Raw genomic sequence first — 24287 nt, 5'->3', positions numbered from 1 at the left:
TTCTGCGCGCCCCAACTGCCGGGCGGCCGTGTGAGAAGCTTGGAAGCGTGAACGAGATCCTCCCGATAGTTATTTACATAGTCGTCGCCCTGGCTGTTCTGGGTTCGCTTGCAGCCCTGTTGGTGCGTTCCCGCCGCACCCCGCCGGGTACCTACTCCACCACGCGGGACCCGGATGACGACGGCGGTACCGCCGCACGCGGCGTCGGAACCGACACTCTGGAGAGGCCCTCCGGCCTCGATACCGGGCCGGACGTCGTCGTGCCTGATGACCTCAGGGATCTTGAGGACACCCCCACCGGCGTCGAGACCGTACCGGTCGAGACTCCAGATCCTGTGCAGGGCCGCCTGGCCAGACTGCGCGCCAGACTGGCGAAGTCCAACAATGCGCTCGGTAAGGGACTTCTGGCGCTGTTGTCCCGCGACCGCATCGATGAGGACGTCTGGGACGAGATCGAGGAAACGCTGCTCCTGGCGGACCTCGGAACTGAACCGACCACCGAACTTGTCGATGCTCTTCGCGAACGCGTGAAAATTGCGGGCAGCCGCAGTCCGGAGGAGGTCAAGGGGATGCTCCGGGAGGAGCTGATCAAGCTCGTTGACCCCACGATGGACCGGTCGCTTGCCACCGACCGCCACGCTGACCGCCCCGCCATTGTGATGGTTGTCGGAGTGAACGGCGTGGGAAAGACCACCACGGTCGGCAAGCTCGCCCGTGTGCTCGTGGCAGAGGACAAGGACGTGCTGCTCGGTGCAGCAGACACCTTCCGCGCAGCCGCTGCGGAGCAGCTGGCCACCTGGGGACAGCGGGTCGGGGTGCCCACGGTGAAATCAGATGTCGACGGCGCAGATCCTGCCTCCGTGGCCTTTGAGGCGGTCAAGGCTGGAATCGAAGGTGAGGTCGACGTCGTCATGATCGATACCGCCGGCCGCCTGCAGAACAAGGTTGGCTTGATGGACGAACTCGGCAAAGTCAAGCGCGTCATTGAGAAGCAGGGCACCGTCGACGAGGTGCTGCTCGTTCTTGACGCCACTACCGGTCAGAACGGTCTGAACCAGGCCAAGGTGTTCTCAGAGGTTGTCAACATCACGGGAATCGTCCTGACCAAACTGGACGGTACCGCCAAGGGCGGCATCGTCGTCGCAATCCAGCGCTCGCTGGGGGTACCGGTCAAGCTGATCGGTCTGGGTGAGGGCGCTGATGACCTCGCGCCGTTCGAAGCCGAGGAATTTGTCGACGCGCTCCTGAACTGACCCAAGGACGGCGGTTCAAGGTTCCGCTCCACCCGCGAAACACGGCGGAAACACCGGGGACACGCACTCTTTACGTCAGTGCGTCCGGCGTAACCTCCCGGCAACACAGTTCCCAACGTGCTGAAACACGTCGTTGCAAGACTTCTCTGCAGCGGGAAGTGCCCGCCACTCGCGAGAGGACGTAACGATGGATCTGACAGCAGGTCACGTCTGGGTCATGGTTTCCGCCGCCCTGGTATTGCTGATGACCCCCGGACTGGCATTTTTCTACGGCGGCATGACCCGTGCCAAAGCAGCACTGAACATGATGATGATGAGCTTCATCGCCGTCGGACTGGTGGGTATCGTCTGGGTGCTGTGGGGCTACTCGATGACGGGGGGCGACGGCGTTGCCCAGCTCTTCGGGAATCCGTTCTCCTCCTTCGGGCTTGAGGGCCTCATCGGAACAGAGGACATGATCGGCGCAGGCTACGGCGTTACGTTTGCGATCATCACGGTGGCCCTGATCAGCGGCGCAATCGCGGACCGCGCCAAGTTCGGCGCCTGGTCGCTCTTCGTGCCCATCTGGGTCACAGCGGTCTACTGCCCGCTGGCCTTCATGGTCTGGGGCGGCGGACTGCTCAGTGCCGAGGGTGCTATCGGAAGCACCGTCGGTGAGGCCATTGACTTCGCGGGCGGCACCGTCGTCCACATCAGCGCCGGCGTCGCGGCACTGGTACTGGCCATCATCCTCGGCAAGCGGCAGGGATTCGGCAAGGACCCGGCACACCGGCCGCACAACGTCCCGCTGGTCATGCTTGGCGCCGCCCTGCTGTGGTTCGGCTGGTTCGGTTTCAACGGCGGTGCCGCAAGTACTGCCGAAGAAGCAGGGCTGATCTGGGTCAACACCATGGCCGCGCCCGCAGCAGCAATGGTCGGCTGGCTCGTCCTCGAGCGTTTCCGCGACGGCCGGCCCACATCCCTCGGAGCAGCCTCGGGCATCGTCGCCGGCCTCGTTGCCATCACGCCGGCCTGTGCAAGTGTCAGTCCCATCGGAGCGGTCGGGCTGGGTCTGGTATCGGGTGCCGTGTGTGCGCTGGCAGTCGGTTTGAAGTACAAGCTCGGCTTTGATGACTCACTCGATGTGGTCGCAGTGCACCTGGTGGCGGGCACCCTGGGAACCATCGCGATCGGCTTCATTGCCCTGCCTGTCGACGGCGAAGGCGGCGGGTTGTTTTATGGCGGCGGCAGCGGTCAGCTTGTCGCGCAGATCGTCTCTGTCCTGGTAGCCGTAACGCTGTCTGCGGTGATGACGGCCGTGATCGGGCTGGCGATCCACAAGACCATCGGATTCCGGGTTACTGCCGACAACGAAGTCTCCGGCGTCGACCTTTCCGAACACGCAGAAACTGCCTACGAATTCGGAGGGCTCGGCGTTGGAGGACAGTTCCACCCATTCCACGCAACTGCCAAAGTCTCCGTTGCCGATCCCGGCCAGCAGAAGGTGACGTCATGAAACTGGTTACTGCCATTGTTCGTCCGGACAAACTGGACAGCGTGAGGGGAGCCCTGGAGGACTACGGCGTTCAGGGCCTTACCGTCAGCCAGGCGAGCGGTTACGGCCGCCAGCGCGGGCACACGGAGATTTACAGGGGAGCGGAGTACACCGTCGACCTCCTCCAGAAAGCCCGCGTAGAGGTGCTCGTGTCGGACGCCTCGGTCACCGACATCGTGGACGTGCTGGTCTCAACAGCAAACACGGGCCGGGCTGGCGACGGGAAGGTGTGGGTCCTCCCGGTGGAAGATGCCGTCCGCGTCCGTACGGGCGAACGCGGGGAAGCGGCGCTCTAGCTTTCCAAGGAAGTTTTGTGCAGCTGTGGCGGGATGGGATCGGCCTATCCCGCCATAGCTGCACTATTTTTCGCCTCCCACTTCGGCTGTGCTCCAGTTCGACGGACCGGCCGATCCCGCTGGATATTCGTCCATCGGTACATCGTTTGCTTTCCAGGCCTCCAGCACCGGTTCCACGATGCGCCAGCAATCCTCAGCCGTGTCGCCGCGTACGGACAGCGTGGGGTCACCGGACAGCACGCCGTCAAGAACTTCACCGTAGGGCAGGAGTTCCGAGGCATTCAGTTCCGCCTGCAGGGTTGCCCGGTCCAGGCAGAACACGTCGCCGGGACCGTTCACATCAAGGTCCAACTTAAGGGTGTCCGGACCGAAGCCGATGCGCAGCCGCGTAGGGGAGTCCACTCCTGTGAAGCCGTCCGGAAGGTGGTTAACCGGCTTGAAGGTGATCACTGCTTCCTTGCGGGTCCGGCCGAGGGACTTCCCTGACCGCAAGCGGAATGGAACTCCCGCCCACCGCTCGTTGTTGATTGACACTACAATTTCGGCGAGCGTCTCGGTGCCACGGGAGGGATCGACGCCGCTCTCATCCACATAATTTGGAACCTCGCGCCCGTCGATACTTCCCGCGGTGTAGCGGGCGCGTCGGGTACTGGAACGGAAATCCGGGTGCACCGAGCTGGCCCTCAGCACGGTTCCGATATGGTCCCTCAGGTCCCGCTCGTGCAGCGTCGAGGGCGCATTCATTGCGATGAGAGCCATCACCTGCAGCAGGTGGCTTTGGATCATATCCTTCAACGCACCAGCGCCGTCGTAATAGCGCGCACGGTTTTCGAGCGTCAGCTTCTCGTCGAAGACAATGTCTACCGAATCGATGTGGAGGCTGTTCCACACCGGTTCCAGCAGGCGGTTCGCGAACCGCAGTCCAAGGATGTTCAGCACCGTCGCCTTACCGAGGAAATGGTCCACCCGGTGGATGTGGTCTTCAGGCACCAACCGGCCCAGAATCGTGTTCAATCGGGTTGCCGATTCCCTGTCGGTGCCGAACGGTTTCTCCATCACCAGGCGTGATCCGTCCGGGAGGTCCTCAGGTTCGAGTGTGGCGCAGGCCTTCTCGCTGACGGCCGGCGGCAGTGCGAAATAGATCGCGACCGGCGGCTGGAGGCCGGCAATCAGCTCTGCCAGTGAACCCTCCGCTGTGACATCAACCTGATGATAAGTACTGCCCGCGCAGATCTGTTCAAGGGCGCCGTCATCGTTGCGGGTACCGGTATCCGGCGATGCAGCGGCGAAGGACGTGGCGAGGCGCTCCTGCCAATCCTCAGTGCTCCAGGCGTCCGAGCCGGCTCCGACCAGGGTTATCCCTTCGGCTTTCCCGTGTCTCACTAGCCGCGCCAGCCCGGGCAACAGCAGGCGGCCGGTGAGGTCGCCAGAGGCGCCGAGGATCAGCAACGTCTTGATGGCCTGCCCCTGGAATTGGTGTCCGGAAGCCTGTTCGTCAATCGCATGAGTAGTCACCCTTAACACCCTGCCACTGCAAGGGGGTAGCTGTCTGCTGCCTGTTGGAGCGAACCCAGTTGCTACCCTAGATAGTTGAATCCACTTGAGTTCGAGGAAAGCAGTTCACGCACCGTGTTCAATTCACTTTCAGACCGGTTGACAGCGACCTTCAAGAACCTGCGCGGAAAGGGCCGGCTGTCGGAGGCAGACGTCGACGCAACGGTTCGCGAAATCCGTCGCGCCCTGCTTGACGCGGACGTTGCTGTGCCGGTGGTTCGCGCCTTCACAGCGCAGGTCAAGGAACGCGCCCTTGGTCTTGAGGTCTCACAGGCCCTCAACCCCGGACAGCAGATCGTCAAGATTGTGAACGAGGAGCTGGTGGGCATCCTCGGCGGCGAGACCCGACGCCTTCGACTCGCCAAGAACCCGCCCACGGTCATCATGCTTGCCGGTCTTCAGGGTGCCGGCAAAACCACCTTGGCGGGCAAGTTGGCCAAGTGGCTCAAGGGCCAGGGCCATAGTCCTCTGCTGGTTGCCTGTGATCTCCAGCGTCCCAACGCGGTCAAGCAGCTGCAGGTCAACGGGCAGCGCGCAGGCGTTCCCGTGTTCGCTCCACATCCCGGTGTGAGTTCCGAATTCGAGGCGTCGACCGGCAATCCTGTGGATGTTGCCCGACAGGGCGTCGCCGAGGCACGAACCAAGCTCCACGACATCGTCATTGTCGACACCGCCGGCCGTCTCGGCATCGATGCCGAGCTCATGCAGCAGGCGTCGGACATCCGTGATGCCGTCAACCCGGATGAAGTGCTCTTCGTTATTGACGCGATGATCGGCCAGGATGCGGTGAATACCGCACAGGCCTTCAACGAGGGCGTCAACTTCACCGGTGTGGTTCTGACCAAGCTGGACGGCGACGCCCGCGGCGGCGCCGCCCTTTCTGTGGCGTCGGTGACCGGCAAGCCGGTTATGTTTGCTTCCACAGGCGAGGCCCTCACCGACTTCGAGGTCTTCCATCCGGACCGTATGGCATCCCGCATCCTCGACATGGGAGACATCCTCACCCTGATCGAGCAGGCCGAGAAGGCATGGGACAAGGACGAGGCCGCCCGGATGGCGAAGAAATTCGCCGACCAGGAGGATTTCACCCTCGATGACTTCCTTGCGCAAATGCAGCAGATCCGCAATATGGGCTCCATGAAGAAGATGCTCATGATGATGCCGGGCGCCGCGAACATGCGTGAGCAGCTGGAGAACTTCGACGAGCGCGAGATTGACCGCGTAGAAGCGATCGTGCGTTCAATGACCCCTCATGAGCGGGTCGCGCCGAAAATCATCAACGGCTCGAGGCGCGCCCGCATCGCCCGCGGCTCCGGCGTCCACGTCTCTGAGGTCAACGGGCTGCTCGACCGTTTCGGGCAGGCACAGAAGATGATGCGCAAGATGGCTGCCGGTGGCGGCATTCCCGGCATGCCCGGTATGCCAGGTCCCGGCGGCTTCAATGGCGGTGCACGGAAGGGCAAAGCAAACGCCAAGGGAAAGAAGAAGCCCCGCTCGGGCAACCCGGCCAAGGCTGCCCAGGAGGCTGCTGCCGCAGAAGCGCGTCGGAACGGTCAGCGCACATCCGTGCCCACCGGTGCCGCTTTCGGCCAGCAGGAAAACTTCGATCCCTCGTCACTGAACTTGCCCAAAGGTTTCGAGAAGTTCCTCGGGAAATAGTTCGATCGGGACGGTGGAACGCCAACCGGACGGGTTTGTCGGAGGCGGCAGCTAGGTTGAGGTCATGAAAAGTGATCGCGTTGTCTTCGTACATGGTGCCGGGACTTTTGGTGCAGCTGCCTGGCCCAGACAGCACGGAATGGCACGTGAGTTCGACTGCCTGTTTGTACGCCGTCATGGGTTTGATCCTGTTGCTGCTCCGCTCCCGACAGATTTCGAGGCGGACCAGCAGATCGTCGAGGAGGCACTGGGGCGAGGCGGTCATCTCGTAGCGGCGTCGCAAGGAGCCGTGTCGGCAATGATGTTGGCCGTCGAGAGGCCGGATCTTGTCCGGTCCCTGGTTCTGGCTGAGCCGGCCTGCCTGTCCCTTACCAAAGAACTGCCGGCAACAGCAGCACACCGGGAGCGGGTGGAGCCGCTTTTCATGCGCGCTGCCGAGCTGACTGATGAGGACTTCAACAGGGAGTTTGCCCGGGCGGTTTTCGGTTCTGAACCCCGGCCCCTGAACACCGCCGAAGATCGTGACCGCGCCCGGCGTCTCAGGATGCAGGCGCCTCCGTGGACGGCTCCGCTCGCTATAGTTCCCGGCGTGCCCACCCTCGTCCTGACCGGTGGTTGGGAGCCGCTCTACGAAGAGGTCGCTGAGTACCTCGCCGGGACTGGGGCGGTGCATCGCGTTGTTGGCGGAGGGCATCGTCCGCAGGACACTGAGGAAGGGAACACCATCCTTCGCCGGTTCATCCGAGACCATGCGGAAAAAGGCCCTGAACTGGGAGTTGATGCTTGACCGTACAGTGTTGCTGGGAATAACTTTAAGCTTCAAGTAGTTGGATCGCGTGAACCACACACTTGGAGGAATCATGATGACCGACGACCTGCTTCCCGCGGATACTGCAATGGGCACTGTGATGCTGAAGGTCGGAGATCTTGACCGGATGGCGAACTACTACCGGAGCGCACTTGGCCTGGTCGACACCGCAGAATCCGACGGCGGGCTGTACCTGGGACGAGCCGGCGAACGGCTGATTCACCTTGCTCCAGCCGCCGGCTTGAAGTTGCCCGATCCTACTGAAGCGGGGCTGTTCCATACCGCACTGCTTTTCAGGGACCGCGCCGATCTTGCCGCAACCGTGGCATCCGCGGCTCATGTCGCGCAGTCCGCAGAAGGCCGGTACGTGGGAAGCGCAGACCATCTGGTCAGTGAGGCGTTCTACTTCTCTGATCCCGAAGGCAACGGGATCGAACTGTATTTCGACAAGCCGCGGGAAACCTGGGACTGGACCATCAGCCAAGGAAAGCGGACCGTCGTCATGGACAATGCTCCACTTCCTGCGAGGCAATACCTGGAAAGTAACCTGACAGAGGAGTCGGTGACCAAACAGCAGCAGGCGGCCGCCGACGTCGGGCACGTACATCTGCAGGTGGGGGATGTGCAGACGGCAGAGCAGTTCTATGTGAGTACCCTCGGGTTCGAGCGCACTGCCGGCTGGCATGGGCAGGCGCTGTTCGTCTCCGCCGGAGGTTACCACCATCACATGGCGATGAACGTCTGGAACAGTCGTGGCGCAGGCCCGCGCAAGGACACACTGGGGCTCGGGGAAGTCCTTATCCGCGTACCTACTGCGGATGAAGTCGGGGCACTGGCTGAGCGCTTGAAAAGTGCAGGTATCGAGCACCATCACACCGGCCAGGAACTGCGGTTCGACGACCCGTGGCGAAACAAGCTCAGGGTTTCAGCGAGCTGAACGTGTGCCAGGTCGCCGGGAAGCATCAACTTCTGGCACAATGGATTCGTACCCAATCTGCGCAGCCCCTCTCTCTGCGTGCGTTGTGTCCTTCAGAGCTCCCAAACGTATGGCCCGCCCCACGGGTGCAGAAACCGGAGTTCGCCCTTTTGATCAACAAGGAGTGACCACACAAGTGGCCGTAAAGATTCGTCTGAAGCGCTTCGGCAAGATGCGCGCACCGTACTACCGCATTGTCGTCATGGACTCCCGCGCCAAGCGTGATGGCCGTGCCATTGAGGAAATCGGCAAGTACCACCCCACCGAGGAGCCCTCGTTCATCGAGGTCAAGTCGGATCGTGCACAGTACTGGCTCGGCGTGGGCGCACAGCCTTCCGAGCAGGTCGCCGCGATCCTGAAGATCACCGGTGACTGGCAGAAGTTCAAGGGTATCGAGGGCCAGGAAGGCACCTTGAAGACCAAGGCTCCCAAGGAGACCTTCACGGCTCCTGAAAAGGGTTCCGTCATTGTTCCCGAGGCAATCACGCCGAAGAGCAAGAAGGCCGACGAGCCTGAGGCTGAAGCTACCGAGGCTGAGTAAGTTGCTTGCTGAAGCGCTGGAGCACCTCGTCCGCGGAATCGTGGACAGCCCTGATGATGTGCAGGTTTCCTCCAAGTCGAACCGTCGCGGTGAGACTCTGGAGGTTCGTGTGCATCAGGAAGACCTCGGCCGTGTCATCGGTCGGCAGGGACGCACGGCACGCGCATTGCGCACCGTCATTTCCGCTCTTGCGGATGGCGAGCCGGTGCGGGTAGATGTCGTGGATACCGATCGCCGCCGCTGATCAGCAGCACCTATGCCTGAAGTCCGGCCCCAACTCTCAAGGCGTTGGGGCCGGACTTTTTACTGTTTCGACACGCTCTCTACCTACCGGAGAATCCATGGATCTGCAGGTCGCCCGCATTGGAAAGCCCCACGGTATTCGGGGTGAAGTAACCGTTCAGCTCTTCACGGACGCCCCTGAGGAGCGGTTCGAGCCCGGCGCCGTCTTCCGGGTGGAGCCGGAAGCTCAGGGACCGCTCACCTGTTCCAGCGCCCGTTGGAACAAGGACATCCTGATCCTCGGATTCGAGGAGGTTCCGGACCGCAACGCTGCCGAGCTGCTGAGAGGTGCGAAGCTCTTCATCGAATCCGGTGGCACTTCAGACGACGACGGCGATGCCTGGTATGAGCACGAGCTGGTGGGACTCGAGGTGCGTGTAGGAGACGCCGTCGTCGGCCGGGTCAGCGCTCTGCGCACCCTGATGGTTCAGGACCTGCTCATCATCGAAGGCTCCGATGGTGAAGAGATTCTGGTGCCGTTCGTTGAGGAGATTGTTCCCGAGGTCGATGTCGAGGGTGGCTTTGTTGTCCTGACCCCTCCAGAAGGCCTGCTTGAGCTGAACCTCCCTGGATCGAACCAGGCAGAGTCCGATTCTGCGGAGGGCGGCAACGCTGAAGGAAAGGCAGACCGCAACTAGTGCGTATCGACGTCGTCAGCATTTTTCCGGAGTACCTGGAAGCACTCAATCTTTCACTGATCGGGAAGGCCCGGAATGACGGTCTGCTGACGCTCGAGGTCCATAATCTTCGAGACTTCACCACCGACCGCCACCGGACCGTCGATGACACACCGTATGGCGGTGGGGCCGGTATGGTGATGAAACCGGAACCGTGGGCACAGGCTCTTGAGACAGTGCGGGAAAATAAACGACCGGTCCTCATCGTCCCATCACCGGCTGGAACGGTCTTCACTCAAGCGATGGCATCGACACTGGCTCAGGAAGACCACCTGGTGTTCGCCTGCGGACGCTATGAAGGAATCGACGAGAGGGTGCTCGACTGGGCCGAAGGTTCGTTCGACGTGCTTCCGCTCAGCCTGGGCGACTACGTGTTGAACGGCGGCGAGGTTGCTGTGCTCGCGATAGTGGAGGCAGTGGCCCGGCTCTTGCCCGGAGTTGTTGGCAACCCGGAATCCCTCGTCGAAGAATCGCACTCGGATGGCTTGCTGGAGTACCCGGTGTACACGAAGCCCTCCTCCTGGCGGAACCTGAATATTCCTGAAGTTCTCCTCAGCGGAAACCATGCGCGCATTGCGCGTCACCGGCGTGACGAGCAGCTGCGCAGGACGGCGCTGCGACGGCCGGACCTCCTCGAGAAGCTCGACCCGGCAGGCCTGGACGCGGCAGACCGCGCCGTACTCACGATGCACGGTTTCGCCGTCGTGGAGGGGAAAGTGGCACGTGCCGCCACGTCCTCGCCGCACTAGTTGCCGGATTCCGGCTGTCCCCGTCGTTGTGGCATAATTGAAGCTTGTGTCAACTGGTACGCACCTGCCACAGGGGGAGCGTAGCCAACAGTATGGCACTCCGGAATGCGCCAAAGGGCATGACGGTATCTAATCTTCAACGGCAACTGCCTGCATGCAGGTCTTGGTCGTTGTGACCAACGTGAGGGACCTGTGGCGTTCACCAGGAGCAATTTCATGCATATTCTCGACAATGTGGACGCAGCATCGCTGCGTAATGACGTTCCCGACTTCCGTGCGGGTGACACGCTCAAAGTTCACGTCAACATCATTGAAGGCAAGAACACGCGTGTTCAGGTCTTCCAGGGCTTCGTTCTCGGCCGCCAGGGCGACGGCGTTCGTGAAACCTTCACGGTCCGCAAAGTCAGCTTCGGGGTCGGCGTGGAGCGTACCTTCCCGGTGCACTCCCCGGTTATCGACAAGATCGAGGTAGTCAGCAAGGGTGACGTGCGCCGCGCGAAGCTGTACTACATGCGCAATCTTCGCGGCAAGGCTGCCAAGATCAAGGAAAAGCGCGATCCAAAGACCGCCAAGTAACTTTCTTCCTGTCTATGCCTGAATTTTCCGACGGACGGAAACCCTCCAGGCAGCCGCCGAAGCGCTGGCCCGGTATCACGGGCCGGCGCTTCGCCTTTTGTGCCGTGGCTTTCGTCTGTGTTGCCGTAGTCGCCGTCAGGGCACTGCTCGCCGATATCTTCTACATACCCTCCGGTTCAATGGAGCCGCTGCTCGAAGAAAATGATCGTGTCCTGGTTTCAAAAACCGACTACGTCTTCGGCGATATCAAGCGAGGCGACGTCGTCGTCTTTGACGGCAGGGGATCGTTCGCACCGCTAGGCGAGGGCGGACTCCAGCAGGCAATATCGGATGCAGCGCACTTCTTCGGTGTCGGCGTCTCCGGGACAAACTACGTGAAGCGTGTGATCGGCACGAGTGGAGATACCGTGGTGTGCTGCGATTCTGCAGGGCGACTGTCCGTCAACGGGAACGCCATTGCGGAGCCTTACGTTTTCCCTATGGACGAGCCGAGTGATACGCAGTTCGAGGTCGCAGTTCCAGAGGGTAAATTATGGCTCATGGGTGATCACCGTTCGGAGTCCTTTGACTCGCGCGGGCTGTTGGGCGCACCAGGCGGCGGGCTTGTCTCCCAGGAACGGGTTATTGGCCGTGCAACCCACGTGCTGTGGCCTTTCGACCGTTTCACCGCAATACCGCGCCCTGCGGATTCTTCATCGTCGGCCCGACTTTCTCCGAACGCACAGCAGAGGAACAGCAAATAATGGCTAAAGCCCACTCGGGGGCGCCGAACGACGGCGCGGGAGACCCCGCAGAGACTTCCCGTTCCACCTCCCCGGACAAAGAGGTTGCTTCCGGTGGGTCAGCCGCCCGCAGCCTCGGCAGCTGGGCGAAGGAAGTACTCATCATCGTCGCAGTTGCTTTGCTGCTTTCGTTCCTCATCAAGACGTTCCTCTTTCGCGCGTTCTTCATTCCGTCAGGGTCGATGGAAAACACCCTTGAAATCGACGATCGCATCTTTGTGAACCAGCTTGTGCCTGAGCCTTTCGAGCTCAAGCGCGGCGACATCGTCGTCTTTCGCGATACCCAGGGCTGGCTGCCCGAACCTGCGGCTGGAACGACGGACAGCAACTGGTTCAAGGATGCGCTCATCTTCGTCGGCCTCGTGCCCGATGAGTCCCAACAGCATCTCGTCAAGCGTGTCATCGGTCTGGAGGGTGACCGTGTAATCTGCTGCGATGCCGAAGGAAGGATCACGGTCAACGGGGAAGCCCTAGACGAGCCGTACCTGTTCCCGGGTGCCAGCCCGTCGGACGTGCCGTTCGACGTCACAGTGCCTGAAGGAAAGATCTGGGTCATGGGTGATCATCGGAACGCTTCGGCGGATTCACGAGCCAACACGGACAAGCCCGGTGGTGGTTTCATCGATGTGGATGACATCGAAGGTAAGGCTTCCGTGATTGCATGGCCGCTGGACCGAATGGGCTTCCTGGGAAACTACCCCGACGTGTTCGCTGACGTTCCTGAGGCACCCCAGAGCAGCACCGGGCGGGAACAGTCGGCGCCGTGACCGGAAAGGCTCCAACGCTGCGCTACGAACGCTCCTTCCTGGCCGAGGGCCACCGCTTCCTCGCCGGCTGCGACGAAGTGGGGCGAGGCGCACTGGCCGGGCCGGTGACTGTTGGCCTGGTGGTGGTCGACCTGACGACTGTGAAAGGCCTGCGGGGGGTGCGGGACAGCAAGCTTCTGAGTGCGCCTGACCGCGAAGCGCTGGTGCCAAAGATCCAACGCTGGGCGGCCTCATACGGGGTTGGGCATGCTACAGCTGCGGAGATCGACGCTACGGGTCTTATGGCGGCGCTCCGCGCCGCAGGCAACCGCGCCTGGTCGCAGGTGATACGCGAAGTACGCCCGGACGCCGTCATCCTGGACGGAAACCACAACTGGCTGGCGCCTGTTTCACAGGGATCACTTTTTGGTGACGCAGAAACTTCTTCCGAAGTCAGTTGCGATGCCCCTGTGCACACCCGGATCAAAGCCGACCTGCAGTGCTTGAGCGTCGCTGCTGCGAGTGTCCTTGCCAAGGTGGAACGGGATCGGCTGATGATCGACTTCGCGCAGGATTATCCGGGGTACGGCTGGGACGTCAACAAGGGATATGCAACGTCTGCTCACCGCGCCGCGATTGACGGGCTGGGTCCATGCGTCGAACATCGTCGGACGTGGCGTCTTGGCACCGCTATTGCGGGTCCCGGCGTGGCTGCCGGCGATATTGGGAGATGATGGGGTCATGAGTGCCGAAGATCTCGAAAACTACGAAACCGACATGGAATTGCAGCTCTACCGTGAGTACCGCGATGTCGTCAGCCTCTTCAACTACGTGGTCGAAACGGAGCGCCGGTTCTACCTTGCTAACCACGTTGACCTTCAGGCCCGTTCGGCGGAGGGGGAAATCTACTTCGATCTCACGCTGAATGACGCATGGGTGTGGGACGTTTACCGCTCGGCCCGGTTCGTCAAGACCGTGCGTGTCATCACGTTCAAGGACGTAAACGTCGAGGAGCTGGCCAAGACCGATGACATCCCACTTCCGAAGGACGGATCACTGGGGGCCTGACTCCTGCTCCACAACCGGGCAGGTTTAGTGCAGTTGCCCACATAGGAATATAGCCGAGCGCCGCCGGTAGTCAGTTGATCCACGCTGGTACCGGAGGTGTTTTCATGAGACACAAGGACGAGCTCGGCAAACGGGGAGAAGCCCTCGCGGCGCGCTATCTTGAGGACGCAGGGCTGCGGATTATTGATCGCAACTGGCGCTGTACGCTCGGCGAAATTGACCTTGTAGCGGTGGACGGCGCCACTCTGGTGGTTGTTGAGGTCAAGACCAGGTCCTCTGAGGCATACGGTCATCCGTTAGAGGCAATCACCCCGGGCAAACTGGAACGGCTGTATCTTCTGGCATCGCGCTGGGCGCGGGCACACGACCTCCGGTTCTCCGGCTTCCGGGTGGACGCCGTAGCGATCGTGGATGGCGGCGTGGAAGAACCGGTCATCGAGCACCTGCGGGCGGTGAGCTGATGCCGCTCGGCCGCTCCTATGCTGTTTCCCTGGTGGGATTGAACGGCTACATCGTTGAAGTTGAGTCTGATATTGGTCAGACACTTCCAGCTTTCGTTCTGCTCGGGCTCCCGGATGCTTCACTGTCTGAAGCCAGAGAGCGAATTCGTGCAGCGGCGCGCAATGCCGGCCTGCCCCTCACCCGCCGGAAGATCACAGTCAACCTGGTTCCGGCGTCGTTGCCGAAGCGAGGCTCAGGTTTCGATCTCGCAATCGTCATGTCCGCTTTGGCAGCGGCGGGGGATGTGCGCAATTGTGGGCGAACCGTGTTTCTTTCCGAACTCGGCCTGGACGGCCGGCTTCGGCCCATTCGTGGAGTGCTCCCGGCAGTCATGGCTGCCGTGGAGGCCGGCTTTACGAGCGTCGTCGTCTCCAGTGGGAACGCCGCAGAAGCGGCCCTCGTCCCGAGTGCCGAGGTGAGAAGTTATGACTCACTCGCTGAGGTCGCGTTGGCGTTCGGCGCGGATCCGGCGTGTGTCGAACTTCCTGCCCCGCAGCTGTCCGAGGCTTCAGCGCGGGCAGACCAGCCCGGCGCCGTAGTCATACCGAAGGACATGTCTGACGTAGCCGGCCAGTCCGAGGCTCGTTTCGCGGTGGAAGTGGCTGCCGCCGGAGCACACAACCTGATGATGGTGGGCCCGCCAGGAGCCGGGAAGACCATGCTGGCCGAGCGCATGCCCGGCATCCTCCCGGACCTCACCGACAAGCAGGCTATGGAGGTTACCGCCATACATTCCCTGGGCAGCAGTGAATTCTGTCGGGAGCTGCAACGGCGGCCGCCGTTCGAAAGTCCGCATCACACCGCCAGCGCGGCATCGATCATCGGTGGAGGCAGCGGCATACCCCGTCCGGGTGCGGCCTCCCGCGCCCATCGCGGGGTTCTGTTTCTTGACGAAGCACCGGAATACCAGCGCCGCATTCTGGATGCGCTTCGCGAACCGCTGGAGAGCGGCGAACTGGTCCTCCACCGCGCGGCAGGAACTGCCACCTATCCGGCACGCTTTCAGCTGATTCTCGCCGCAAATCCCTGCCCCTGCGGACAAGCTACAGGTAAGGGAATCGGCTGCAACTGCTCAGCTCAGCAACGCCGGCGCTACTTCGACCGCATGTCCGCTCCGCTCCTCGACCGCGTCGACCTGCAATTGGCTGTACACCGGGTCGCCCTGCAGGATTTCTCCGGCACAGCCACAGCGGATTCATCCGCTGCGGTGGCCACACGCGTTGCGGCTGCTCGAGCCGCTCAACACGAGCGGCTCAGCAAGTGGGAGCTTTCGACCAACGCGGAAGTTCCCGCGCCACTGCTGCACAACGACCTCCGGCTCACCCGAAAGGCGACTGTCTCGGTGGACAAGAAGATAGAGAAGGCAGCCATCACCAAGCGTGGCTATGACCGTGTGCTCCGCGTTGCGTGGACAATCGCTGATTTGGCGGGAAGGTCCTCGCCCAATGCAGACGACGTCACCACGGCGCTGCTCTTTCGAACCCAGGAGGAGCCGGCATGACCGGCTCCGTGTGGAGCGACGAGCAGATTGCCCGCGCCGCACTGGCTCGGCTCCTCGAACCATTGGACAATGTCGGTCTGGCCCTCGTGGCCGCGGCAGGACCCGTGGAAGCACTGCAGATTGCCACGGGCGCGACAACGTGTGGTCCCCAGGTACACCGCGCGTTCCTCGAGGTGCTGGACGCAAGCGGACACCGGGTGAGGACGGATGTCCTCATCCAGGCGATCGCCCGCTGGCAAACTCGCGTCGGCGCACTCGCACCCCTCAGGGATCTGGAAACGGTTCGCAGATTTGGAGGCACCCTGCTCATCCCCGAGTCGGACTGGTGGCCGAAAGCCCTCGCGGATCTTCAGCTTGAAGAACCAATGTGCCTGTGGGTACGCGGAGACAACCCCGCGCCGATCCCTTCGCAGGAACGCGTAGTGGCGGTCGTCGGGTCACGGGACAGCACCAGTTACGGATTGGAGGTGACCGGAGATCTGGCAGCCGGTCTTGTCGCGCGCGGGTACACCGTCGTTTCCGGGGGTGCCTATGGGATTGACGCGCGAGCTCACCGTGGAGCGCTGAAGGCAGCACGGGAGGATCACCCGCTGCCGACCCTGAGCGTCCTTGCCTGCGGCATCGACCGATACTACCCCGCCGGAAATGAGGATCTGCTGCGTGAAGTAGCTCGTGAGGGACTGCTCGTGTCGGAGGTCCCACCGGGGTCCTCGCCCACGCGTTACAGGTTCCTCCAACGGAATCGGATCATCGCTGCGCTCAGCTCGGTCACAGTGGTGGTCGAGGCACGATGGCGTTCGGGAGCGCTCAGCACAGCTCATCACGCGGCCGGCCTGGGCCGCTCGGTCGGAGCGGTGCCCGGTTCTGTCCATTCCGTCAATTCAGCTGGATGTCATCGGCTCCTCCGGGAGGGTAGCGCCATCTGTGTCACAGACGCCGCGGAGGTGGCGGAGCTGACTGGCCCCCTGCTCGCCGAGCTTGAGGAAAAACGTGAGGACAAGCCGGCGCTGCACGACGGACTGGTGGTCGAGGACCTGCTGCTTCTGGACGCTCTCCCGGTTCGCTCGTCCTCAACAGTGGACAAGCTTGCGACGGTCGCCGGTCTCAGTGTTCCCGGCGTTCTTGCGGGGCTCGGCCGCCTGGAGACCGACGGGCTCGCCCAGCGAACTGACGACGGCGGATGGCGGAAGCGCTCCCGGTGAATCGTCAGCGATTCCCGCCGCAAAGCATCGCAACCCTGCAGTAATGAATCATCAAGAGAGGAAACAACCATGAACATCTTCACGATCATCGACAGTCCGATCGGGGGACTGGTCCTCGTGGCCGGGAACGACTCGCTCGTTGGGGCCTACCACGAGTATCATTCGCCGGAGCCCTCTCCGGTTCTGCTTGGATTGCCCATCCAGGCGGACTCCCAGCACCGCTCTTCCTTGAAACCTGCTCCGGAGGAGCCGCCCGCCATCAATGAAGAAGCTGCGTCCGAGGTGTTCCTTAGGACGAGTGACTGGCTTCGCGGGTACTTCAGTGGAACCGTTGCCGAGCCTTTGTCGTATGGTCTGCCCGCCGGGACGGAGTTCCAGCGTGCCGTCTGGGGAGCCGTTGCTGATATTCCGTACGGAGAAACCCGCACCTACAAAGACATCGCAGAAGGTCTGGGCAATGAACTGATGGGGCGGGCAGTTGGTGCTGCGGTACGCGCCAATCCGTTGTCCCTGGTCATACCAGGGCATCGTGTAGTGGGCGCCGGCGGAGCAATCACAGGCTATGCGGCGGGCGTCGCCGTCAAACGTGCGCTGCTCGAACTGGAAGCTACGGTTGCAGCCGGAGCGGCCGCCTGAATTCCTGCCGCGAAGGTAACGGAGCAACCAGCAGCGCCGCTTCTTTGTTCTGGGCAATTGCACTCCGCGGCGGAGAGCCTCCTTGAGAGCCGACGCATCCTGGCGCAGACTGAACCCGCTGGATCATGCGTCGCAGACGGAGCACGTCACAGACAGAACGGAGAGGGAGGCCATGAGCGGACTCTCTGGAGATAGCCTTCCACCTCCTTTCACCCGTGAAGCGGAGGGATTCATCGGCTACCTCTCCAGGGAGCGGAATCGTTCAATCCACACTGTGCGCGCTTACCGGGGAGACCTTGCGGAATTTGCATCTTTCGCGGCCGAGCGGGGTATCGCGGATCTCACGGAGGTGGATTTGAGTTGCCTGCGGGCATGGCTTGGTTCACTTGATCAGCACGGGCTCTCCAGGGCAACCATTGCCCGCCGTGCAGCAACGGTCCGCAATTTTCTCGCCTGGGCTACCCGTGAAGGTTACTTGCAAGACAACCCCGCACTCCGGCTGAAAGCGCCTCGCCGTCAGAACGGTCTACCTGACGTCCTGTCGGAATCCCAGCTGCAGCCCTTGCTGGCATCCACCCTAGAGGCGGCGCTGGAAGGCGACCCCGCAGCGCTTCGCTCCCGTGCTGTGCTTGAGTTGCTGTACGGGTCCGGCATCCGTGTCGGTGAATTGGTTGGCCTGGACATCGACGACCTCGACCACGATCGACGCACTGTCCGTGTGCTCGGCAAGGGCAACAAGGAGCGCACCGTGCCGTATGGCGTGCCGGCGGCTCACGCACTCAACGACTGGCTCACACGCGGAAGAAGGCTCTGGATCGGTCCCGACAGCGGGACCGCTCTGTTCCTCGGACCAAGGGGGCGCCGCCTCGACCAGCGTCAGGCCCGGTCCATCGTGGAAAGATTGCTCGCGTCGGTCGATGGCACCGGCGCCAGAGGCCCGCACGCTCTGCGGCATACGGCCGCTACCCATCTGCTCGACGGCGGCGCGGATTTACGAGCAGTGCAGGAACTTCTCGGGCACCAAAGCCTGGCAACCACTCAGTTGTATACCCATGTCTCAGTAGACCGGCTTCGCCGAAGTTACGAGCAGGCTCACCCTCGGGCATGACCGCAGGCAATTTTTCCCATGGCGCGCTATGGATACTGCGGAGGTAAGTACAGTGGCGCCGTTCGCTTTCATAGGGCAGAATGATGCTAGTTCAATACTCGTGGACTGAGAGCCCCAGTGAAACGTCACTGAAAATCATCGCCACGCTGCAACTCAGGCGCTACCACCTGTAACTGAAGGTCGTTGGGGAAGACGTACCTACAGCTATGGAGGATGGAATGTCTGTTGTGATGGCGCGCGGTGTTTTGTATCTACACTCAGCCCCTTCTGCGTTGTGCCCTCATATCGAGTGGGCCGTCGGATCGGTCATTGACCAGCGCGTGGATTTGCAGTGGTCTCCGCAGCCTGCTGCGCCCGGAATGTTCCGCGCGGAACTCTCCTGGGTTGCGGCGCAAGGGTCCGGGGCTAAGCTGGCTTCTGCCCTGCGGGGGTGGGCGCACCTCCGTTACGAGGTAACCGAAGAGCAGAGCGCCGGCGCTGACGGCGGCCGCTGGTCGCATACCCCGGAGTTGGGCATCTTCCACGCGACCACCGATGTCCACGGCAATGTCATGGTCACCGAAGATCGCATCAGGTATGCATACGAGGCTGGTGCCGGTGATCCGGCGGCCGTCTACCACGAACTTTCGCTTGCACTGGGTGAATCATGGGATGAGGAACTGGAACCGTTCCGGCATGCCGGAGAGGGAGCTCCAGTCCGCTGGCTGCATCAAGTCGGCTAACTGATTCGCTTGCGCTTCGAGGCAATGCGGCCCGGGTACCAGTTGGTACCCGGGCCGCATTCCTGCTCTGCGTCACTTCCCGCAGGTTAGACGTTCTTCACCACGATGACCGCATTGTGGCCGCCGAAACCAAAGGAGTTGCTGAGCGCCACGACATCACCCGAGGGCAGATCGCGTGCGGAGGTGACCACGTCCAGCGGAATCTGCGGGTCCTGGTTCTCGAGGTTGATGGTAACCGGTGCCCGTCGCTCATAGACGGCGAGCACGGTCATAACCGCCTCAACAGCACCGGATGCTCCAAGCAGGTGCCCTGTCTGCGACTTGGTAGCCGAAACAGCCACTGACTCCACCTGGTTGCCCAGCGCGGTCTTGAGGGCGACATACTCCGGCTGGTCCCCGACAGGCGTGGATGTGGCGTGTGCATTGACATGCACAATATCGGACGGCTGAACACGCGCGTCGAACATCGCTGCCTTCAGAGCCCGGGTAGCACCGAGCCCCCCGGGATCCGGCGCAGTGATGTGATACGCATCCGCGGTGACGGATGTTCCCGCCAGTTCCCCATAGATTTTTGCGCCGCGCGCAAGAGCATGCTCCTCCGCCTCGAGTAGCAATGCTCCTGCGCCCTCGCCCATGACAAAGCCGTCGCGGTCCACATCATAGGGGCGGGAGGCGTGCTCGGGATCATCATTGCGGCGAGACAGAGCCTGCATGGAAGCAAACGCCGCAATCGGCATCGGGTGGATAGCGGCTTCCGCGCCACCGCACATGACCACGTCGGCTTTTCCGGACCGGATCAGTTCAAGTCCCTGATGAAGGGCTTCGGTTCCGGATGCGCACGCGGACACGGGAGTATGTGCCCCCGCGCGGGCCCCCAAATCAAGACTCACTGCTGCTGCCGGGCCGTTGGGCATGAGCATGGGAACCGTCATCGGCAGGACTCGCCGCGGTCCCTTGGCCCGGAGGGTATCCCAAGCATCCAGGAGGGTCCACACGCCTCCGATTCCGGTAGCGAAAGCCACGGCGAAGCGATCGTGGTCAACCTCTTCGATCCCGGAGTCGCGCCATGCTTCACGCGCAGCAATGACCGCGAACTGGGTGGAGGGGTCCATTCGCTTGGCCTCCACGCGGGAAAGGACTTCGCTTGCCGGAGTCGAAACCTGGGCGGCGAAAGTGACCGGTAGCTCGTACTCGGCGACCCAGTCGGCCTCGATGGTGCGCGCGCCGGAGACGCCCTTCAGCGCGTTTGCCCACATGGTGGGAACATCGCCGCCGATGGGGGTGGTGGCGCCCAAGCCGGTGATGACTACTTTGCGTGCCATGGTTCACTCTCTGATGCGTCGTTGTTTCCGTGTGGAAAATGTGCCTGATGAGGCGGCGATGGCGACTTCAGGAAGCCACCGCCGCACGCCACTAGGACTGTGCGTTGGCGATGAAATTCACTGCATCGCCGACGGTCTTGAGGTTCTTGACTTCCTCGTCCGGAATGCGCACGCCGAACTTCTCCTCGGCGTTGACAACGATGGTCATCATGGAAATTGAGTCAATGTCCAGGTCGTCGGTGAAGGACTTGTCCGTCTCCACGGACTCGGGCGCCAAACCGGTCTCTTCGTTGACGATTTCTGCCAGTCCTGCGAGGATCTCTTCGTTGCTAGCCATGATGGCTCCTTTTCTTTGAGTCCGGTGTATCCGGATCGATTCGATCAGACCGCACGGTGCGGGCTGAAGTGGAAAACTACGGGAGCACAACCACCTGGGCTCCAAAGACGAGCCCGGCCCCGAACCCAATCTGCAGGGCAAGACCTCCGCTAAGGTCTGGGTTCTCGGACAACAGGCGATGCATTGCAAGGGGAATCGAAGCAGCGGAGGTGTTGCCGGCATCGACAATATCCCGAGCGACAGCCACATGCTCGGGCAGTCCCAACTGTTTCACCATCTCGTCAATGATCCGGATGTTCGCCTGGTGCGGGACGAAGGCAACGAGGTCCTCTGCTCGGATTCCGGCGGCGTCGAGCGCCTGCTGCGCCACTTTCGCCATTTCCCAGACCGCCCACCGGAAAACGGTCGGGCCGTCCTGGCGCATGGTGGGCCAGATTGCGGATTCCGCGGCTGAGGCCAGCGCTTCCGGGCCGCCCGAAAGCGCCGCAGAAGAGAGTTCACGCACATCGAGCAGCGAATGCGTCATACGAATCGATTCGTGCTTGCTGCCGTCCGAGCCCCATACAGAAGGGCCGATGCCGGGCGAGTCCGAGGGACCAATGACAACTGCTCCGGCTCCATCACCAAGCAGGAAGGAAATAGTGCGTTCCGTGTTGTCAATGAAATCGGAGAGCTTCTCCACGCCAACCACGAGTACGTAATCGGCAGTTCCCGCGTGCACCAGAGCATCGGCCTGGGCAATGCCGTAGCAGTAACCGGCGCAGGCCGCCGAGATGTCATACGCCGGCGCAGGGGTAGCCCCCAGGCGGTCAGCCAGTTGCGCGGCTGCGGACGGGGTTGCGTACGGATGTGTGACGGTCGAGACCAGCACAGCGCCCAGCTGCGAGGCTTCGATACCTGCATCCGTGAGAGCGGCCCGCGCTGCTGCTTCTCCCATATCGATGACACTGGTGTCCTTGTCAGCCCGGTGACGCGTGACGATCCCCGTTCGTTGACGGATCCATTCGTCGGACGAATCGATCCACTGGCAGATGTCCTCGTTTGTGACAATTACCTCGGGACGGTAGATGCCCAGGCCGTGAATGCGGGTGTGCTCGCGCAGTGTGGACTGTTTGAGGGTAGGTGTAGTCACGCGTTTCCTTTGACGATGGGGGCGTCCGCCGGGGGAGCGGTGCGCGAATGCTCTTCCATAAAGTCCCGCGCGTTGTCGATGTCCTCAGGCGTTTTGACTGCGAGGCTGGCTGTGCCGCGCATCCCGCGTTTCGCCAGCCCTGTCAGCGTACCCGCGGGCGGAAGCTCAAGCACTCCCGAGACGCCCATGTCCTGAAGCCGCTGCATGCACAGGTCCCATCGAACGGGACGGGAGATCTGCGCGATCAGGCTATCAAGGTTCAGCTCCCCGGAGGCGACTGGTTCGCCGTCGTAGTTGGAAAGTAGCGTGGCGAGGGGAGCCGTGGGTGAAAGTGAGGGCCGAAGAGCTTCAAGGGCTTCTACCGCGGGAGCCATGTGGTGGGTATGGAAGGCACCCGCCACCTTGAGTGGGATAACGCGCGCTCTCTGTGGCGGGTCGGCAGCAAGTGAAGCCAGCTGATCGAGTGTGCCGGCCGCAACAATCTGGCCGCCGCCATTGGCGTTCGCAGCGGTAAGTCCGTGCCGTTGCAAAGTGTCAGCGACATCGGCGGGCTCCCCGCCCAGAACAGCGCTCATACCGGTCGGCGTGGCGGCGGCTGCCGCCGCCATTGATTGCGCACGGGTGCGTACCAGCGCGACTGCGTCCTGCTCGGTCAGTGCGCCCGCGACGGCGGAGGCGGTCAATTCACCCACCGAGTGCCCGGCCACGACTGTGGCGGAGGTCAACGGTGTAGTACCGAGAAGCACACGGACAGCGACCAGGCCAGCAGCAACGATGAGCGGTTGTGCCACTGCCGTATCCCGGATGGCTTCTTCGTCAGAAACAGTGCCGTGCCGCACCAGGTCGACACCGGCGGATTCGCTGAGAGCCGCCAGATGCTCGCGTACACCCGGGAGATCAAGCCAGGGATTGAGGAATCCGGGGGACTGGGAGCCTTGTCCAGGGCAGAGAATTGCAAGCACGTATCAAGCTTTCCAAATGGGCGGTCAGAAGCAGGGTGTTCGGGTGCACGAAGCTCCCCGAGCCACTTTGTAGGAAGTCTACAACGATGCCGACCGATCCATTCGTGTCGACGGACGCTCCGCTGCACCTCTTGGCGGCGGAGAGAGACGGCCGATGACGAGGGCCGTCTGGAGAACAAAAGCCTCGCGTGGAAGCAGCGGATCCCACCCCGTGATGTCGCACACGCGCCGCAGGCGGTAACGCACCGTATTGGCATGGACGAACAGTTCGCGGGAGGTAGCTTCCAGGGAATGTCCGAGGGCGATGTACGCCGAGAGCGTCTCCTCAAGACCGTTCTGCGCACTGGCAAGAGGGCGGTAGATGTTTCGCAGCAGCGCCTTGCGGGCCGTTTCGTCGCCGGAAATGACGCGTTCCGGCCATAGATCGTCGGCAGCTACCGGACGTGGGGCCGACGGCCACGCGCGCGCGGCCGTGAGCCCCGCGAAGGCGGCCTGGGCGGAACCGCTGGCGGCAACGAGGGAAGCTGATTCAGGCCCATAGACTACTGGGCCCGGTCCGAAAAGCTCGCTCAGCCTGGAATAGGAGTTATCGCGGTCCTGGACGCCTCCGAGGACAAGGATGAGGCGATCCCCCTGGATACCTACCAGGGTGTCTTCCGCCAGCCGGCCTGTTGTGCGGCGTAGCTCATTAAGGAACATGGCGTTCGGTTCAGCGGGAGAGCTGCCAACCATGACCGTGATCGGTGCCTGGGACTTCCAGCCCACCGCAGCGATCCGGGAGCGCAGTGCGTCGGAGCTTTCTCCCCGCAGAATGGCGTCCACCACCAACGCTTCAAGCCGCGTATCCCATGAACCGCGCGTTTCGGCCGCCCGGGCATAGACATCGGCTGCCGCAAAAGCGACCTCTCGGGAGTACCTGAGCACGGCCTCCCGAAGCGGCCACTGGTCGGCGTCCGCGGCAAGGTCAGGAACCTGATCCTCCACTACCTGCACGACGACGCGAATGAGCTGGAGAGCTTTCTGGAGACTGATGGAACGCGTGAGTTCGGTGGGGGCAGTCCCGAATACATCACTGAGGACCCAGGCAGGGGAGACCGGCTTCTGATACCAGTTGACGAAGGATGCGATGCCCTTCTGGGCGACCAGGCCAAGCGCGGACCGCTCGTCGGGACGCAGATTGCGGTACCAGGGAAGGGAAGAATCCAATTGTTTCAGGGTGGCCGTCGAAAGCGCGCCGATCTGTGTCCGCAGCCGGTCTACCGTCGCCGGATCCGGAATGGGCAGGGATGTTCCGCGCGGCGGAGTGGGCGATGCCATTGAACGAGCATACGGCTCTGCCACCCAAGGCTCCATTTTGTACGAA

Annotated in this window: 27 protein-coding genes; 21 read left to right on the top strand and 6 right to left on the bottom strand. The window is 62.3% G+C overall.

Going from position 1 to position 24287, the window contains the following annotated elements; translation table 11 throughout:
* The first annotated feature begins 47 nt into the window (after positions 1-47).
* From ftsY to ACZ2GY_RS09810, 3 genes are all read left to right on the top strand, one after another.
* Positions 48-1253, top strand: coding sequence for a signal recognition particle-docking protein FtsY (gene ftsY / locus ACZ2GY_RS09820; RefSeq protein WP_277357237.1), 1206 nt, complete (start codon positions 48-50; stop codon positions 1251-1253).
* Between the two features lie 187 nt (positions 1254-1440).
* A complete protein-coding gene (locus ACZ2GY_RS09815; protein ID WP_056548300.1) occupies positions 1441-2748 on the top strand; it encodes an ammonium transporter in 1308 nt (435 codons plus the stop codon).
* A complete protein-coding gene (locus ACZ2GY_RS09810; protein ID WP_471671773.1) occupies positions 2745-3083 on the top strand; it encodes a P-II family nitrogen regulator in 339 nt (112 codons plus the stop codon). Before ACZ2GY_RS09815 ends, ACZ2GY_RS09810 begins: the two co-directional genes overlap by 4 nt.
* 63 nt (positions 3084-3146) lie before the next feature.
* Here the strand turns inward: ACZ2GY_RS09810 and ACZ2GY_RS09805 are convergent, their stop codons facing one another.
* Positions 3147-4598 (bottom strand): glucose-6-phosphate dehydrogenase, encoded by a 1452-nt coding sequence (locus ACZ2GY_RS09805; RefSeq protein WP_471671772.1) that lies wholly within the window; start codon positions 4596-4598, stop codon positions 3147-3149.
* Positions 4599-4712: 114 nt separating this feature from the next.
* On the opposite strand from ACZ2GY_RS09805, the gene ffh reads away from it, so the two are divergent.
* From ffh to ACZ2GY_RS09715, 18 genes are all read left to right on the top strand, one after another.
* Entirely contained in the window at positions 4713-6296 is a 1584-nt protein-coding gene (gene ffh / locus ACZ2GY_RS09800) for a signal recognition particle protein (RefSeq protein ID WP_277357350.1), read from the top strand.
* A gap of 64 nt (positions 6297-6360) precedes the next feature.
* Positions 6361-7083 (top strand): alpha/beta fold hydrolase, encoded by a 723-nt coding sequence (locus ACZ2GY_RS09795; protein WP_277357240.1) that lies wholly within the window; start codon positions 6361-6363, stop codon positions 7081-7083.
* A gap of 73 nt (positions 7084-7156) precedes the next feature.
* Positions 7157-8041, top strand: coding sequence for a VOC family protein (locus ACZ2GY_RS09790; RefSeq protein WP_277357241.1), 885 nt, complete (start codon positions 7157-7159; stop codon positions 8039-8041).
* A gap of 175 nt (positions 8042-8216) precedes the next feature.
* Positions 8217-8621 carry a 30S ribosomal protein S16 gene (gene rpsP, locus ACZ2GY_RS09785; protein ID WP_056548307.1) on the top strand — a complete coding sequence of 135 codons (405 nt, stop codon included), beginning with the start codon at positions 8217-8219 and terminating at the stop codon, positions 8619-8621.
* Position 8622: 1 nt separating this feature from the next.
* Positions 8623-8865 (top strand): RNA-binding protein, encoded by a 243-nt coding sequence (locus ACZ2GY_RS09780; RefSeq protein WP_026543804.1) that lies wholly within the window; start codon positions 8623-8625, stop codon positions 8863-8865.
* Positions 8866-8962: 97 nt separating this feature from the next.
* A complete protein-coding gene (gene rimM / locus ACZ2GY_RS09775) occupies positions 8963-9541 on the top strand; it encodes a ribosome maturation factor RimM (protein WP_277357242.1) in 579 nt (192 codons plus the stop codon).
* A complete protein-coding gene (gene trmD / locus ACZ2GY_RS09770) occupies positions 9541-10329 on the top strand; it encodes a tRNA (guanosine(37)-N1)-methyltransferase TrmD (RefSeq protein ID WP_277357243.1) in 789 nt (262 codons plus the stop codon). The genes rimM and trmD overlap by 1 nt, the downstream gene beginning before the upstream one ends.
* Positions 10330-10545: 216 nt before the next feature.
* Positions 10546-10905 carry a 50S ribosomal protein L19 gene (gene rplS / locus ACZ2GY_RS09765; protein WP_056548310.1) on the top strand — a complete coding sequence of 120 codons (360 nt, stop codon included), beginning with the start codon at positions 10546-10548 and terminating at the stop codon, positions 10903-10905.
* 14 nt (positions 10906-10919) lie between these two features.
* The gene (gene lepB, locus ACZ2GY_RS09760) at positions 10920-11648 is read left to right on the top strand and encodes a signal peptidase I (protein WP_471671771.1); all 729 of its coding nucleotides are present in this window, start codon (positions 10920-10922) and stop codon (positions 11646-11648) included.
* The gene (gene lepB, locus ACZ2GY_RS09755; RefSeq protein WP_277357245.1) at positions 11648-12454 is read left to right on the top strand and encodes a signal peptidase I; all 807 of its coding nucleotides are present in this window, start codon (positions 11648-11650) and stop codon (positions 12452-12454) included. The genes lepB (ACZ2GY_RS09760) and lepB (ACZ2GY_RS09755) overlap by 1 nt, the downstream gene beginning before the upstream one ends.
* A complete protein-coding gene (locus tag ACZ2GY_RS09750) occupies positions 12451-13167 on the top strand; it encodes a ribonuclease HII (RefSeq protein ID WP_277357246.1) in 717 nt (238 codons plus the stop codon). Before lepB (ACZ2GY_RS09755) ends, ACZ2GY_RS09750 begins: the two co-directional genes overlap by 4 nt.
* A gap of 7 nt (positions 13168-13174) precedes the next feature.
* Positions 13175-13501, top strand: a complete 327-nt coding sequence (locus tag ACZ2GY_RS09745) for a DUF2469 domain-containing protein (RefSeq protein ID WP_056548317.1) — start codon at positions 13175-13177, stop codon at positions 13499-13501.
* 104 nt (positions 13502-13605) lie between these two features.
* Positions 13606-13962 carry a YraN family protein gene (locus ACZ2GY_RS09740; protein WP_056548318.1) on the top strand — a complete coding sequence of 119 codons (357 nt, stop codon included), beginning with the start codon at positions 13606-13608 and terminating at the stop codon, positions 13960-13962.
* Positions 13962-15503, top strand: coding sequence for a YifB family Mg chelatase-like AAA ATPase (locus ACZ2GY_RS09735; RefSeq protein ID WP_277357247.1), 1542 nt, complete (start codon positions 13962-13964; stop codon positions 15501-15503). Before ACZ2GY_RS09740 ends, ACZ2GY_RS09735 begins: the two co-directional genes overlap by 1 nt.
* On the top strand, positions 15500-16705 hold the full coding sequence (gene dprA, locus ACZ2GY_RS09730; RefSeq protein ID WP_277357248.1) for a DNA-processing protein DprA: 1206 nt from the start codon (positions 15500-15502) through the stop codon (positions 16703-16705). Before ACZ2GY_RS09735 ends, dprA begins: the two co-directional genes overlap by 4 nt.
* Positions 16706-16774: 69 nt before the next feature.
* Positions 16775-17341 carry a methylated-DNA--[protein]-cysteine S-methyltransferase gene (locus ACZ2GY_RS09725; protein ID WP_471671770.1) on the top strand — a complete coding sequence of 189 codons (567 nt, stop codon included), beginning with the start codon at positions 16775-16777 and terminating at the stop codon, positions 17339-17341.
* 172 nt (positions 17342-17513) lie between these two features.
* Positions 17514-18449, top strand: coding sequence for a tyrosine recombinase XerC (locus ACZ2GY_RS09720; protein WP_277357250.1), 936 nt, complete (start codon positions 17514-17516; stop codon positions 18447-18449).
* 218 nt (positions 18450-18667) lie between these two features.
* The gene (locus ACZ2GY_RS09715) at positions 18668-19171 is read left to right on the top strand and encodes a DUF3145 domain-containing protein (RefSeq protein WP_056548325.1); all 504 of its coding nucleotides are present in this window, start codon (positions 18668-18670) and stop codon (positions 19169-19171) included.
* An 86-nt stretch (positions 19172-19257) separates the two neighbouring features.
* Here the strand turns inward: ACZ2GY_RS09715 and fabF are convergent, their stop codons facing one another.
* The 5 genes from fabF to ACZ2GY_RS09690 all read right to left on the bottom strand — a co-directional run bounded on the left by fabF (position 19258) and on the right by ACZ2GY_RS09690 (position 24241).
* Positions 19258-20493, bottom strand: coding sequence for a beta-ketoacyl-ACP synthase II (gene fabF, locus ACZ2GY_RS09710; RefSeq protein WP_056548327.1), 1236 nt, complete (start codon positions 20491-20493; stop codon positions 19258-19260).
* 91 nt (positions 20494-20584) lie between these two features.
* Complete coding sequence (locus ACZ2GY_RS09705; RefSeq protein WP_056548330.1) at positions 20585-20830, bottom strand: acyl carrier protein; 246 nt, start codon at positions 20828-20830, stop codon at positions 20585-20587.
* A 76-nt stretch (positions 20831-20906) separates the two neighbouring features.
* Positions 20907-21962 carry a beta-ketoacyl-ACP synthase III gene (locus ACZ2GY_RS09700; RefSeq protein ID WP_277357251.1) on the bottom strand — a complete coding sequence of 352 codons (1056 nt, stop codon included), beginning with the start codon at positions 21960-21962 and terminating at the stop codon, positions 20907-20909.
* A complete protein-coding gene (locus ACZ2GY_RS09695; protein WP_471671769.1) occupies positions 21959-22924 on the bottom strand; it encodes an ACP S-malonyltransferase in 966 nt (321 codons plus the stop codon). Before ACZ2GY_RS09695 ends, ACZ2GY_RS09700 begins: the two co-directional genes overlap by 4 nt.
* A gap of 78 nt (positions 22925-23002) precedes the next feature.
* Positions 23003-24241, bottom strand: a complete 1239-nt coding sequence (locus tag ACZ2GY_RS09690; protein ID WP_471673581.1) for a PucR family transcriptional regulator — start codon at positions 24239-24241, stop codon at positions 23003-23005.
* Positions 24242-24287: the final 46 nt, after the last annotated feature.

The organism is Arthrobacter sp. KKT183 (assembly GCF_055657625.1).
Note: the sequence above shows the minus strand (reverse complement) of the source record. Positions and strands in the feature narration are given on the sequence as shown.